Origin of the sequence: Mesorhizobium sp. LjRoot246 (assembly GCF_964254115.1) — a bacterium.
Classification (GTDB): Bacteria; Pseudomonadota; Alphaproteobacteria; order Rhizobiales; family Rhizobiaceae; genus Mesorhizobium.
On the sequence record NZ_CAXUSN020000001.1, the window covers coordinates 4,853,317 to 4,866,636 of the forward strand.

12 protein-coding genes are annotated in these 13,320 nt (G+C 63.2%); 8 read left to right on the top strand and 4 right to left on the bottom strand.

All coding sequences use genetic code 11. From position 1 onward, the window contains the following. Positions 1–57: 57 nt before the first annotated feature. The 3 genes from ACSQ3L_RS23895 to ACSQ3L_RS23905 all read left to right on the top strand — a co-directional run bounded on the left by ACSQ3L_RS23895 (position 58) and on the right by ACSQ3L_RS23905 (position 3,630). A complete protein-coding gene (locus tag ACSQ3L_RS23895) occupies positions 58–1,575 on the top strand; it encodes a S10 family peptidase (RefSeq protein ID WP_436162140.1) in 1,518 nt (505 codons plus the stop codon). Between the two features lie 180 nt (positions 1,576–1,755). After that, positions 1,756–2,643, top strand: a complete 888-nt coding sequence (locus ACSQ3L_RS23900) for a DMT family transporter (protein ID WP_436162141.1) — start codon at positions 1,756–1,758, stop codon at positions 2,641–2,643. A 60-nt stretch (positions 2,644–2,703) separates the two neighbouring features. Beyond that, positions 2,704–3,630 (top strand): DMT family transporter, encoded by a 927-nt coding sequence (locus tag ACSQ3L_RS23905; protein ID WP_436162142.1) that lies wholly within the window; start codon positions 2,704–2,706, stop codon positions 3,628–3,630. A gap of 162 nt (positions 3,631–3,792) precedes the next feature. Here ACSQ3L_RS23905 and ACSQ3L_RS23910 read toward each other — a convergent pair whose 3' ends face one another. Further along, a complete protein-coding gene (locus ACSQ3L_RS23910) occupies positions 3,793–4,650 on the bottom strand; it encodes a LysR substrate-binding domain-containing protein (RefSeq protein WP_436162143.1) in 858 nt (285 codons plus the stop codon). Positions 4,651–4,763: 113 nt separating this feature from the next. On the opposite strand from ACSQ3L_RS23910, the gene ACSQ3L_RS23915 reads away from it, so the two are divergent. The 4 genes from ACSQ3L_RS23915 (at position 4,764) to ACSQ3L_RS23930 (ending at position 9,161) form a co-directional block, all read left to right on the top strand. Then, on the top strand, positions 4,764–5,171 hold the full coding sequence (locus ACSQ3L_RS23915) for a tautomerase family protein (RefSeq protein ID WP_436162144.1): 408 nt from the start codon (positions 4,764–4,766) through the stop codon (positions 5,169–5,171). Between the two features lie 141 nt (positions 5,172–5,312). Next, a complete protein-coding gene (locus ACSQ3L_RS23920) occupies positions 5,313–7,535 on the top strand; it encodes an AMP-binding protein (protein ID WP_436162145.1) in 2,223 nt (740 codons plus the stop codon). Positions 7,536–7,684: 149 nt separating this feature from the next. Continuing rightward, positions 7,685–8,485, top strand: coding sequence for an SDR family oxidoreductase (locus ACSQ3L_RS23925; protein ID WP_436162146.1), 801 nt, complete (start codon positions 7,685–7,687; stop codon positions 8,483–8,485). A gap of 82 nt (positions 8,486–8,567) precedes the next feature. Further along, positions 8,568–9,161: a TetR family transcriptional regulator gene (locus ACSQ3L_RS23930; RefSeq protein ID WP_436162147.1), complete on the top strand. Its 594-nt coding sequence runs from the start codon at positions 8,568–8,570 to the stop codon at positions 9,159–9,161. A gap of 3 nt (positions 9,162–9,164) precedes the next feature. Here ACSQ3L_RS23930 and ACSQ3L_RS23935 read toward each other — a convergent pair whose 3' ends face one another. The 3 genes from ACSQ3L_RS23935 to ACSQ3L_RS23945 all read right to left on the bottom strand — a co-directional run bounded on the left by ACSQ3L_RS23935 (position 9,165) and on the right by ACSQ3L_RS23945 (position 12,052). Continuing rightward, entirely contained in the window at positions 9,165–9,983 is an 819-nt protein-coding gene (locus tag ACSQ3L_RS23935; protein ID WP_436162148.1) for a CDP-alcohol phosphatidyltransferase family protein, read from the bottom strand. A 3-nt stretch (positions 9,984–9,986) separates the two neighbouring features. Further along, positions 9,987–10,685, bottom strand: a complete 699-nt coding sequence (locus tag ACSQ3L_RS23940) for a phosphatidylserine decarboxylase (RefSeq protein WP_436162149.1) — start codon at positions 10,683–10,685, stop codon at positions 9,987–9,989. A 110-nt stretch (positions 10,686–10,795) separates the two neighbouring features. Then, the gene (locus ACSQ3L_RS23945; RefSeq protein WP_436162150.1) at positions 10,796–12,052 is read right to left on the bottom strand and encodes a DMP19 family protein; all 1,257 of its coding nucleotides are present in this window, start codon (positions 12,050–12,052) and stop codon (positions 10,796–10,798) included. Between the two features lie 385 nt (positions 12,053–12,437). On the opposite strand from ACSQ3L_RS23945, the gene ACSQ3L_RS23950 reads away from it, so the two are divergent. After that, positions 12,438–13,310, top strand: coding sequence for an SMP-30/gluconolactonase/LRE family protein (locus ACSQ3L_RS23950; protein ID WP_436162151.1), 873 nt, complete (start codon positions 12,438–12,440; stop codon positions 13,308–13,310). Positions 13,311–13,320 lie beyond the last annotated feature (10 nt).

A 13,320-nucleotide genomic window follows, 5' to 3' on the forward strand; every position in this document is an offset into this window, starting at 1 on the left:
CTTTGACTTCGATCATCTCGGCCATACCTATGCGGGAGTCGTTCTCGCGGAGCCATCATGCCGGTCAAGCTGAAGCTGATCTTCCTTCTCCTGCCGATCCTTGCCGCCCTGGCGCAGCCCGTCCTGGCTGAAACGGCGGAGCGGCCAGGACCCTCGGGCGGTGTTCTGTCGCTGCTGCCGCCACCACAGACCACCAACCATTCGATCACGCTTGCCGGGCGCAAGCTGGATTATCAGGCAAAGGCCGCCACCCTGTCGCTGCTTTCGGGCAAGGGCGACGTCACGGCGGAGATCTTCTACGTCGCTTACACGCTGGAACCACCGGCAAGCGTGGCCAAAGACCCGCAGCGGCCGATCACCTTCGTGTTCAACGGCGGCCCTGGAGCGGCATCCGCCTATCTGCATATCGGCGCCCTCGGTCCGCGTATCATCGCAACGGGAGCCGACGGCGAATTCCTGCCCTCACCGCAAAGACTCATCGACAATCCGGACAGCTGGCTCGACATAACCGATCTCGTCTTCGTCGATCCGGTCGGAACCGGATATAGCCGCGAGGCGCCGGGTCAGGACACGCGCGACTTCTGGGGCGTCAACCAGGATGCCAGCTCGATAGGCGCCTTCATCCGGCTCTATCTCGCGCAGAATGGCCGCACCGGGTCGCCGCTGTTCCTCGCCGGCGAAAGCTATGGCGGGTTCCGCGCGGCACTGCTCGCCAGGACATTGCAGGAAGATATCGGCATCAGTCCGAACGGCATCGTACTGATCTCGCCGGCGCTGGAGTTCACGCTGGTGCAGCCCGACGAATTCGAGCCGCTGCATTGGGCGCTCGAACTGCCTTCATTGGCGGCGGTGCGCCTGCGCGCCGAAGGCGTCAGCGGCGACGCGCTGCGAGAGAAGCTGGCCGAAGTCGAGCATTATGCGCTGGGCGATTACCTTACGGCGATCACCAGCGGACTGGAGCAAGGCAGGCGGCAGGCGAGCCAACGCGTGGCTGACATTACTGGCCTGCCGCTCGACTTGGTGCAGCGGAACTCCGCCCGCATACCGACCGGCCTGTTCGCGAGGGAGTTCGCCCGTGCCAGCGGCAAGGTGCTAAGCCCCTACGACGCCATGATCGGCACGGCCGACATCGCGCCCGAGAGCGCCCGCATCGCCGGCCCGGATCCAGTGCTCGACCGCAGTGTTCCGGCGTTGACGTCGGCTTTCGTCGGCTACATCAGCGACGAACTGAATTTCCGCACCGATATCAGTTATCGGCTGCTCAATGGCGAAATCAGCCACAATTGGGATTACGGGACCAGCGCATCACGGCAAGGCTATGCCGGGGTGATGGATGATCTGCAGCGAGCACGCTCGCTCAACCCATCGCTCGGCGTGTTGATCGTCAACGGCTACACCGACCTGGTCACGCCATACCTCGCCTCGCGCTATCTGGTGAACCAGATCCCGTCGCTCGCCAACGCCAAGCCTATCCGTCTGGATGTCGTCGAGGGCGGGCACATGATGTATTTCCGATCCGATGGTCGGCGCGCCCTGAAAGAGGCCGCTTCGGAGCTTTACCAGGCGACGCAATAAGCGCTGCGACAGTGCGCCTTGCCATGGAACCCCTGCCCCAACATAAGCGCGGGGCTGGCGCAGCGCCGCACCGACTTTTCGCCCGTATAGCTTGGTGCCGAGAGAGCTGAATTCCCAGCTCGCTCGTGTCGCTCCTCACAGCATTCTGCCGCTCCGGCAATTTTTGGTCCCACGCGCCTCATGGCCGATATCGCCATTCTCGAAACACGCGAGCGGGTTCTTGCAGGCATCCTGCTGACCGGTGCGGCCTATTTGCTGTTTTCGACGCAGGATGCTTCGATCAAGCTGCTGGTCGTTGGCATGAGCGTCTGGCAGATCATGTTCTTCCGCAGCATCACCATTCTGGGCGCCTGCGCGGCGATCGGTGGGCGACGGCTGTTTGCCAACACGATGCGCTCGCCGATCGTGCGGCCGATGCTGGTGCGCAGCGCCTTCACGCTCGCCGCCTGGCTCTGCTACTACAACGCCGCACGTAGCCTGCAACTGGCCGAACTGACCACCGTCTATTATGCGGCGCCGATCATCGTCACCGTGCTTTCCGTGGCGATGCTCGGCGAAAAGGTGCCGATGCTGCGCTGGCTGGCGGTGCTGGTCGGCTTTGCCGGCGTGTTCGTCGCTTGCGACCCGACCCATCTCGGCCTGTCCGTGCCGGTGCTGCTGGTGCTGGCGGCCGCCTTTTTGTGGGGCATCGCCATCGTGCTCCTGCGCAGGACCGCTCTTGCCGAGCGCTCGATGATCCAGCTCCTGCTCAACAATTTCTATTTCCTGCTGTTTTCGGCGGTGCCGGCGCTGCATTGGTGGCATACGCCAAACCCGCAGCAATTGCTGATGCTTGGCAGCGTCGGGGCGCTCGGCGGCCTGGCGCAATATCTTCTGTTCGAAGGTATGAAGCGCACACCGGCCTCGGTGCTGGCACCGCTGGAATACACCTCGCTGTTGTGGGCATTCGCGCTCGGCTTTACGATCTGGGGCGACGTGCCGCGGCGCGAAGTGTTCCTGGGTGCCGCGTTGATCATCGCCGCCGGCCTGTTGATCGTCGGCACCGAGCATTTCCGCAAACGGCTATGATGTGCATGACCATGACTGCTGACACTACGATGTCAGCACGGAACGACCTAGGCTGACGGGATGACTGACATTGCAGCCGCCAACGACATCGCCGCGGAGCGCACGCTGGGCATCGTCCTGGTGTCGTCCTCGGCGGCTGTGTTCGGCCTGACCGGCGTGCTGACCAAGTCGATCCATGCCGACCCGCTGACCATCATCTGCTGGCGCGGCTTCGTCGGCTCGATCCTGGTCACTCTTTACGTTTTGTGGCGGCGCTACCGCTCAGGCGGGCGTGAGACTCTGCGATTGGGCTGGCGCGGATGGCTGCTGGCGGTGGAAGGAGCGCTGGCCAGCATCGCCTTCATCTCGGCGTTCAAGTTCACCTTCGTCGCCAATGTCGCCGTCATCTATGCCACGGCACCTTTCGTTACCGCACTGCTGGCCTGGGTTCTGACGCGCGAACCGTTCCGGTTGCAGACGATGGTCGCCGCCGCCGTGTCGCTGTGCGGCGTGGCGATCATGGTCTGGTCCGGCTTCGGCAGCGGCAATCTATTCGGCGACGGGCTGGCACTGCTGATGACCATCGGCAGCGGCCTCTACATGATCATGGTGCGCGCCTTCCGCGACACGCCGGTGGTGTGGGCCGGTGCGGTTTCGGCGTTCCTGTTGTTCGTGCTCGGCTGGTTCGTCACCGATCCGCTGGCGGTTTCGCCAAGGGACGCCGTTCTGCTCGCCACCTTCGGCGCATCCTTCGCACTGTCCTCGATCCTGTGGACGGAGGGTGCGCGGCTCATTCCGCCGGCAGAATCAGGGTTGCTCGGCTCGGCCGAGGTGCCGTTCGCCATCCTGTTTGCCTTCTTGTTCCTGGGCGAGATTGCACCAGTCGCCAGCATGATCGGCGGCGCCATCGTGTTGTGCGCGGTGTTTGCCCATGCCGGGCGGGATTGGCTGACAGCCCGCTCGCAACGCATGGCCGGCTCGCAACGCGTGGCGTCAAATATTTCTTAAAAAAGTGACACAGTCACGGAACCATCATCGGGGTCAGGCATTATTGGTGCGACGGGCCATCCCCAAGTCCCCCCAAACCCCTCGGCCCGTCTTACTCCTGAGCCGACCGCAAGGTCGGCTTTTTCTTTGCCGGTCGACCGATCGCAAGGGTTGGCTTTGGCATCAGCCAGCCGACAAGGCGAGGTTACCACTGAGCAGAGTTGCCAGATCAGCTGCAGAACCATCGGCACCGGCACGCAGCCGGATGGCGAACTCAGCCATCGGAACTGGCGGCAGGCCAAGCTCGCGCGGCGCCTCGACAATGCCGGAATGGGCAAAGCGGGCCGTTCGCAGCGTCAGCGCGACACCGGCGTTCACCGCCGTGCGCAGGCCAGCCAGGCTGGCACTACCGGCAGCGATGCGGTAGCGGCGGCCGGCTGCATCGAGTGCGGCAAGTGCTGCTTCGCGAAAGCCGCAGTAGGGATCGAGCAGTGCCAGCGGCAGTTCTTCCTGCCGCGAAACAAGGCCCTTTTGTGAGCAGAGCCACATCATGGGCTCGCGCAGCACGCCCACTTCGTCTGGCGCCACCGCCTGCCGCATGACGATCGCCAGATCGAGACCGCCAGACTGCAGCGCCTGCGCCAATTCGGCGGAGCGGCCGACCCGCAATTCGATCCTGACGCGCGGATGACTGACGGCGAAGGCACGCAGCAGGTTCGGCAGGCCGCTGTCGGCGAAATCCTGTGTCGTGCCGATGGCGACGCGTCCGGCGGCGCGTGCGCCCTTCAACGCCAGCCATGCCTCGCGATGGGCGGCCAGGATGCGCCTGGCATGGCCGACGAGGTCCTCACCCGCCGGCGTCAAGCCACGCCCCCGCCCTTGCGGCGCCAGCAGCGGCTCGCCGACGATTTCCTCCAGCCGCTGCATCTGGGCGGTCACCGCCGAGGGCGAACGACCGACGGTTGAGGCCGCCTGGGCCAGCGAGCCACTGTCCACAAAAGCGAGGAAGGTTTTAAGCAGATCGGGATCGAGTGTTTCCATACTTCGATATTATCGAATCTTTATTTTAAAACAATTCGATTTTTTTGACCTAAAGATAATGGCATGGTTCTTCCAACGGCGATCGGACGTCGCTCGAACCAAGGAGAAGAGAAATGCCCATCATCAACATCAGCGTGACCGGCAAGCCTGACACCACCCTGTCCGCCAGCATCGCCAGGGAAATTACCGAAATCACCGCGACGCAGCTGCGCAAGGATCCGACGATCACAGCCGTTGCCGTGTCCTATGTCGATCCGCAGCACTGGTTCGCTGGCGGCAAGTCGTTGGCCGGGCATGGCACCAATACGTTCTGGCTGGATATCAAGGTGGTCGACGGGACCAACACCAAGCTCGAGCTGGAAGCGTATCTGAAGGCGCTCTTCGCCGCCTTCGGCCGCCTGCTGGGCGGCGTGCACGAGGAAAGCTATGCCTTCGTGCACGAAGTGCCGGCGGCCGCCTACGGCTATGGCGGCAAGACGCAAGAGTTTCGTTTCATCAGCGGGCGGTTGCAGGCGGCGTGAGGAGCTCCGACTTCCCTCTCCCTTGAGTGGGAAAGCAAGAGGCGCACTCATCCGCATTGACGTTGCTCCCACATCGTCTAGGTTCTGGCCGAAGCGGCCGCAAAAGAGCCGAGGTGATAAAATCGTTGGGAGAGACGCGGCATGATCCTGACACTGGCGCTGCTTGCGGGTCTTGTTCTGGCCTGGTTGCTGATCGGCGTGGTGGAAAAATTCCGCCTCGGCCTGCGCTTCACCCAGGCGCTGCTCTATGTGCCGTTCAAGCTCGCCTACCGGATCGGAGATAGCCGCATCAAGATCGCCCGCAAGGCGCAGGCCCCTGTCATCTACGTCATCTCGCATCAATCGCGTTTCGAGCCGGCGCTGATGCTGTCGTTGCTGCCGGACGACACGCTCCATATTCTCGATGAGGTCTCGGCGCGCTCGCCATGGCTCGAACCGTGGCGCGAGCTTGGCCGCACCATCGCCTTCAACGCCGAACATCTCTTCGTCAGCCGCCGGCTGGTGCGCGTGCTGAAGGGCAAGGGCCGGCTCGCCGTCTATCTGCCGGATGCGGTCGAGCCTGACGTCAAGACGTTTCGGCTGTTTCGTGCGGTCACCCGCATCGCCATGCAGGCCGACGCCAAGATCGTGCCGATCTTTGTCGGCGGCGCGCGCAGTCTGCCGGTGTCGCTGACGTCAGCGGACAAGGCACCGCGCCGCTGGTTTCCGCAGCTGTCGATCAGCGTGCTGGAGCCGATGACCATCGCCGAACTGGTGGCGCGCAATCCGGACCAGGCCTCGAACACCAACGCGCTGTTCGACCGTGTTGCCGAGGCGCGTCTGTTCGGCACCGATCTCGATCGTGGGCTGTTCCTGGCCATCCGCGATGCCGCAAGCCGCTTCGGCGGCTCGCACCCGATCATCGAGGATGTGATCTCGGGCGCGCTGAGCTACCGCAAGATGTTTATCGGCGCCCGCGTCCTAGGCAGGCGCTTCGAGGCGGCGACGGCGCCCGGCGAAGCGGTCGGGCTGCTTCTGCCCAACGCCAATGGCGTGGTGCTGTCGTTTGTCGGCCTTCTGTCGGCCGGCCGGGTGGCGGCGATGATCAACTACACGGCCGGGCCAGCGAGCGTGACCGCCGCGGTGCGCACCGCGGTGATCCGCACGGTTGTCTCATCGCGTGCCTTCATCGAGAAGGCCGACATCGCCGACATCGTCGCGGCGGTCGAAAAAGGCGGCGCCAGGCTGCTTTGGCTGGAGGATGTGCGGGAAGGCGTCAGCGCGCTCGACAAGCTTGCCGCTGCCTTGATGTGGCGCTGGCCGCTGCAGCGGCAGGATGCGGGCAAGCCGGCGGTGATCCTGTTCACCTCGGGTTCGGAAGGCACACCGAAAGCAGTCGTGCTGTCGAATAGGAACCTGCTTGCCAACGCCATGCAGGCCGAGGCGCGGATCACGATTTCGCCCGCCGATATCCTGCTCAACGTGCTGCCGGTGTTCCACTCCTTCGGCCTGACGGGCGGCACCATCCTGCCGCTGGTCACCGGGGTAAAGCTGTTCCTCTATCCCTCGCCGCTGCACTACAAGCTCATCCCCGAGGTCGCGCGCAAGGTGAAGCCGACCGTCATGTTCGGAACCGACACGTTCCTCGCCAACTATGCGCGCACTGCCAAGGACGGCGATTTTTCCAGCCTGCGCTTCGTCGTCGCCGGCGCCGAGGCGGTGAAGCCGGAAACCCGCCGCGTCTATCGCGAACGCTTCCAGGCCGAGATCATCGAAGGGTTCGGGCTGACCGAGGCAGCACCGGTGGTTGCCGTCAACACCGCCATCCATGGCCGCGACGGCACGGTCGGTCGGCTGCTGCCGGCCATGCGCATGAAGCTGGAGCCGGTCGAAGGCATCTCCGACGCCGGCCAATTGTGGCTCGACGGACCGAACCTGATGATGGGCTACATGACATCGGACCGCCCCGGCGAGCTGCAGCCGCTGACCGGCTGGCACGACACCGGCGACATCGTTGCTGTCGACCGCGAAGGCTTCATCACCATTCGCGGCCGCGCCAAGCGTTTCGCCAAGATCGCCGGCGAGATGGTGTCGCTGGGCGCAGTCGAGATGCTGGTGCAGTCTCTATGGCCAGAGGAGCGCCACGCGGCTGTGGCGGTACCGGACAAGCGGCGCGGCGAGCGCATCGTGCTGGTGACCACCGCCGACGACGCCAATCCCGACGAGTTGCGCAAGTTTGGCAAACAGGCGGGTGCCGCCGAGCTGATGGTGCCCAACGACATCGTCAAGGTAGAGGAAATCCCGGTGCTGGGTTCGGGCAAGACCGACTATGTCTCTGCCAGAAAGCTGGCGATCGACCGGCTGGGGCTCGGCGTCGCGGCGTAGGCCCGTTCCATCTCGAAAGGAAAGCCGTCCCTCCGAGCAACACCCCGGAGGCGCGAATAAGCGCCGCTGCCACGTTTTTGCCCTATCGGCATTTTATTGGTGAGTGATCATTCACTTACCAATCATGTGCCGGCATGAGGAGGTTTCGAATGGCAAAAATCCTTGTTACCGGAGGGACTGGGCATCTGGGCCGCGATCTCGCACCTGCATTGACCGAAGCGGGCCACACCGTCCGATTGCTTGCCCGAAAGACTGGGCAAGACAATTCCGTTGAATGGGTAATGGGCGATCTCGCGACCGGAGATGGCATCGAAGAGGCGCTGCGCGGCATCGACACGGTCATCCATGCCGCGACGCTCTCGCCCATCGCCAAGCGCGGGATGAGGCTGGTCGACTTCTTTTCGAGCCCTTCCAGCGTCGATGTCGACGGCACACGCTATCTGCTCGCCGCCGCGGAGCATAGCGGCGTCTCGCACTTCATCTTCGTGTCCATCGTCGGTCTCGAATTCAGCCGCCTGCCCTATGCCCGGGTAAAACTGGCGGGCGAACGGCTTGTGCGGGAGTCCTCACTTCCGTGGTCGGTTATCCGCGCGACGCCGTTCTATTACCTTCTCGCGCAGATGCTCGGCGGGTTGAAATGGCTGCCGGTTTGGCCGCTGCCGACCTCGCCCTCAAATCCGGTGGATACACGCGACGTAGCCTTCTATCTCAGCCGGGCTGTCACCGATGGAAAACGCGGCGTGCGCCCGGAGATCGGCGGTCCTGACATGATGCCCTTCTCGAGCTTCGCACGACAATACTGCGATGCGCTTGGGCTCAGGCGTCTCATCCTGCCGCTGCCGATAGGCCGCAAGATGAGCCTCGGAATGGGTTTGGTCGAAACCGGCGAGCGCCTTGGCAAAAGGACCTGGAAGGCGTGGCTTTCCGAGCAATGCGAGCGCGCGCGGTGATCCATCCGTATCCGATTGTCCGCCGGATGCTATCGGCCCATCGCCAATCCCTGTCACCACGTTCATTGAGCCAGGAGCAGCCATGAAGTCGCCATCACCCGGACGCGAGCGCATCCTGCGCGAGGCTATCCGCCTGTTTGCCGAGCGCGGCTACGACCGAACGAGCGTTCCCGACATTCAGGAGGCGGCAGGTCTGTCGCGCGGCTCCGGCGCACTTTACAAGCACTTTCCCTCAAAACAGGACCTGCTTGCCACTGCGATCGAAGAGTTTGTCGGCACGGCACGGGAAGGCCGGGCAGAACTCGGCGGTGCCGCGCTTCCCATAGACGAGAGTTCGCGGCGGCTTGTGGAAGGTATGCTTGAAAAGCTCGGCGCCAATCGCGATGTGCTTCGTATCCTGTGGCGCGATCTGGAGCATTTTCCCGGATTGAAGGCTTCGGCACGTGTCGAGATCATGCAAAGCACGTACCTGGCCGTCGCCGAATGGCTGCGGGAACATCAGCGTCAGGGCGAACTGCGCCCACATGATAGTGAGGCGGTCGCCGCCGTCATTGTTGGCAGCGTCGCCATGTTCCGGGTCTTCGAAGCGATCTGGGGCGAAACTGCGATCGACATCAGCGACGAACGCTTTGCGTCCGCCTGGAGCGATCTGTTGCTGCGGGGCCTGCGGCTCTAGCGGCTACCCTATATCCGAAGGCGGCACTTTCTCGCCCTCTCGCTTGGCGCGTTTGGAGTAGGCGCGCACGCTGAAGGGCAGGAAGATCAGGTAGCCGGCGACCGAGGCGGTCAGCGTGTACCAGGGATAGGTCATCAGCAGGAGCACGTAGAGCACGACACCAAGGATGATCGGCAACACCCTGTCGCCCGGGATTCTCAGGCTCTTGCCGGAATAGACCGGCAGCCGACTGACCAGCAGGAAGGCGACCAGGATGGTGAAGCCGGTGGCGACGAAGGCGGCCGGACGGCTGGGTTCCAGACCTGTGCGCAGGAAATAGAGATAGAGCGGCAGCATCACCAGCACGGCGCCCGCCGGCGCCGGCACGCCGACGAAATATTCGGACTGCCATATGGGGCGATCGGCCTTCTCGTCATCGAGCACGTTGAAACGGGCGAGCCGCAGCCCGCAGGCGATGGCGAACAGAAGTGCTGCTATCCAGCCCGGCGAGCCGGCGCGGTCGAGCAGGAAGGCATAGAGCACCAGAGCCGGCGCCACCCCGAAATTGACGATGTCGGCCAGCGAATCCATCTGAGCGCCGAACTTCGAGGTCGCCTTCAGCATGCGCGCCAGGCGGCCGTCAATGCCGTCAAGGAAAGCCGCCAGCAGCACCATCACCACCGCCGGCTCGAAGCGGCCTTCGAAGCCGAAGCGGATGCCGGACAGGCCGGCGCAGATGGCAAGCACGGTGACCAGATTGGGCAGCACCATGCGCATCGGAATCTCGCGGATGCGCGGACCGCCGCTGGCATGGGCCTCGAACTTTTTGTATTGCGTGCCCACCGGTCAGGAAATCCGAACAAGAGGCGTGCCGGCGACACCGCCGAATTCGGCCAGCACGGTTTCGCCGCCGACCGCCGTCTGGCCGACGGCAACACGCGGCGTGGCGGCCAGGGGCAGGAACACATCGACACGCGAGCCGAAGCGGATCAGGCCGAAACGCTCGCCGATGGCGATCGAGCCGCCGGCCTCGGCCCAGCAGACGATGCGCCGCGCCACCAGGCCGGCGATCTGGACTGCGGCGACCGTGCCGTTGGGGCTCTCGATGACCAGGCCGTTGCGCTCGTTCTCGGTGCTGGCCTTGTCGAGTTCGGCATTGAGGAATTTCCCAGGCCGATGTTCGATTTTCGCAATACGGCCGCGCACCGGAGCGCGGTTCACGTGGCAGGAAAAGACGTTCATGAACACCGAGATACGGGTCATTTCGACATTGCCGAGGCCGAGTTCGCGCGGCGGTACGGCCGGTCCGACTGCAGAAATGATGCCGTCGGCGGGGCTGACCACCAGGCGATCATCAACCGGTGTAACGCGCTCAGGATCACGGAAGAAATAGACGCACCAAGCCGTCAGGATCAGACCGATCCAGAACAGGATCGAGGAGAAATAGCCGAGGAAAAGCGTCGCCGCGCCAAAGGCCGCGATGAAGGGATAGCCCTCGCGATGGATCGGTACGAACGCGTTCTTGATCGAGTCGACGAGGCTCATGGGATGGGGGCAGTCCCTGTTTCAGGTCCGGCCTCAATAGCGGAAACACCCCTTCGCCGCAACGCAACAATCGGCGAGGCGGGGGTGGCTGGGTTGGGCGGCTGGAGAACCTAGCCCGCGGCAGCGGACCGATCAAAGTGCTCGTCGAGTTCAGACATCGTAGCCTCGGCGAGCTTTTTGTCGTCTTTGCCCCGCAAGAGCACACTGCCATTCGGCGAAGATACGAAAAGGAAGGCCTGGCCAGACGCCAGCACCACCCAGTACACGATTGGCCCTTCCGCGGTTTGCACTATTGAGTTCCCTGAAACAGCGGCTTCAGCGGGGTCGAACCCGGCCTTGCGCAGCAGAAGATCGACAGCGACGGGAGCATGATACCTTTCCGCCAGATCGATCACCGTGCTGATCTCTGAGTCTTCGGCGCGACCAAGCCTTATGCCGACTCGCGGGGCATTAGCTCCGACTAGATTCTCCCCCGAGCGTACGACTGGAGGGTCTTCCGGCGCGATCTGCTCATAAACAGCCACGTGTGTCTCTGTCGCGACGCACAGCCGGAGCTCCTTTGCACTGGTTCGGAGTTGGGAGACCATCTGCTTCTGCCCGTCGACAGTCAGCACCCTTGCCATGCCGAATGCCCCCTTGATTTCCGGTAGCGATATCTTTGCGCAAGCAAGGCCGGCGCCGACATCGCGCCGGCCCAACATCTGGCGGACCAGGTCGCCAACCGACTTGTGAAGAAGCCTGCCTTCGCGCTGGGGGTTAGCCATCGCCAGTCGATTGATGGCATCGTCGCAATTGTCATCATCGACAAGTTGCAAATCGGGCCAAGAAGCGATCCAGCGCGCGAGCAAATTCACCATCGGCGCGGCTTCATCCGCGTCGTAGAACGCATCGTCAAGCGTATCCAGAAAATCGTCGCGACCGCCCTCAAAGCCCGTCTGTTTGGCGGCCTTATCCGGATGCTCGGCAACCCAGGCGGACATCTTTTCCAGAGTTGCCAGTTGCCCCTTCGCACCACTAGCGGTGAGGCCAGCTCGAGCGTTGGCAATCATCGTATCGATTTCCAGGCCCGCATTGCGAATGAATTGACTGTGGCCGCCGTTCTTTACCTCCGAGGAGTACCAGTGGGCGTGATAGACCTGCATCGCCTTAGGGTTGATCTCTGGATACCGATAGAGGCCTTTGGAAACCATCGTTGTGGCGAATTGCATGACAGCGAAGACGAGACCAAACGGCTGCCCACCAGCTTCTTCGGCCTTCGAACGAGACACCACAACCAGTGGCACGAGGAGGTTGACTGGCTGATTTTCGAAAGTGGGCGATGTCTTCCCGGAAGCTCCTCTGGACTTGCGCGAGAAAAACCCAAACATCGAAAATGCTTCCGTAGCCCCAAAAGAAAATGGATGGTTACTTCCAGCGAGACAATATCAGCTGCCCTTAGAGATAAAAGCCCCAGGCAGATCTACCGGTAACAGTTAGCATATTCCGATATCTGAACGATGCCCCGCGTCAGACAAACGCCGGGCGCCGCTATGAGGGATGCCTCCCTACAGTTCCGGCAAGCGCTGATAGTTGGCGATGTCGGCCTTTACGCCGGGGGGCCGCTCCTCGGTGTCAGACTTTGTCGACATCGCTCCGGAAAACCATTGCCATTGTCGGGACGAGCTATGTTCGGCCGTCCTTGAAGAGTCAACGCTTTGCATCGACCCCGCAAAGGAGTGCAAAGCGCCCATCGAACCAACCGTGGAGCCCGCAATGCCATCGCAGCAATCAGCAACCAGGAAAGCCCAGATCGTCGTAAGCGGCCTCGCCTTCGGGGAATCCCCGCGTTGGCATGACGGACGCCTGTGGCTCTGCAACTGGGGTACGGGCGAGATCATAGCTGTCGATGCCGACGGCAACAAAGAAATCGTGCTCACCGTCCCGGCCGTCCTGCCCTACTCCATCGACTGGCTGCCGGATGGCCGCCTGCTCGTCGTCTCTGGTCGCGAAGGCTTGCTGCTGCGGCAGGAAACAGATGGGAGCCTCGTCACCCATGCCGATCTGCACAGCCTCTCGAAAAGCCCATGGAACGAGATCGTCGTCGACGGGCGCGGCAACATCTATGTCAACGGCGGAGGGCCGGTGCCGGCACCTGGCGAGCATTTCGGCCCCGGCACCATCGTGCTGATCACGCCAGACGGCACGGCCCGGCAAGTGGCGGAAAACATCGCCTTTGCCAATGGCATGGCGGTGACCCCGGACAACAAGACGCTGATCGTCGCCGAATCCCACGCCAACCGGTTGACCGCCTTCGACATCGCCGCCGACGGCCGCCTCGCCAACCGACGGGTCTGGGCCGATCTCGACGGATATCCCGACGGCATCTGCCTCGATGCCGAAGGGGCGGCCTGGTATGCGGATGTTCCCAACAAGCATTGCGTGCGGGTGCGCGAAGGCGGTGAGGTGCTGCAGACGGTCGCTGTCGATCGCGGCTGCTTTGCCTGCATGCTGGGCGGTGCGGACAGGCAAACATTGTTCATCGCCGCCGCCGAATGGCGTGGCTTCGAGCATATGGTCAGCGACGCCCGCACCGGCCAGGTGCTCAGCGTGGAAGCGCCGGCACCTGGCGTCGGCTGGCCCGGCTAGAGCATGGTCC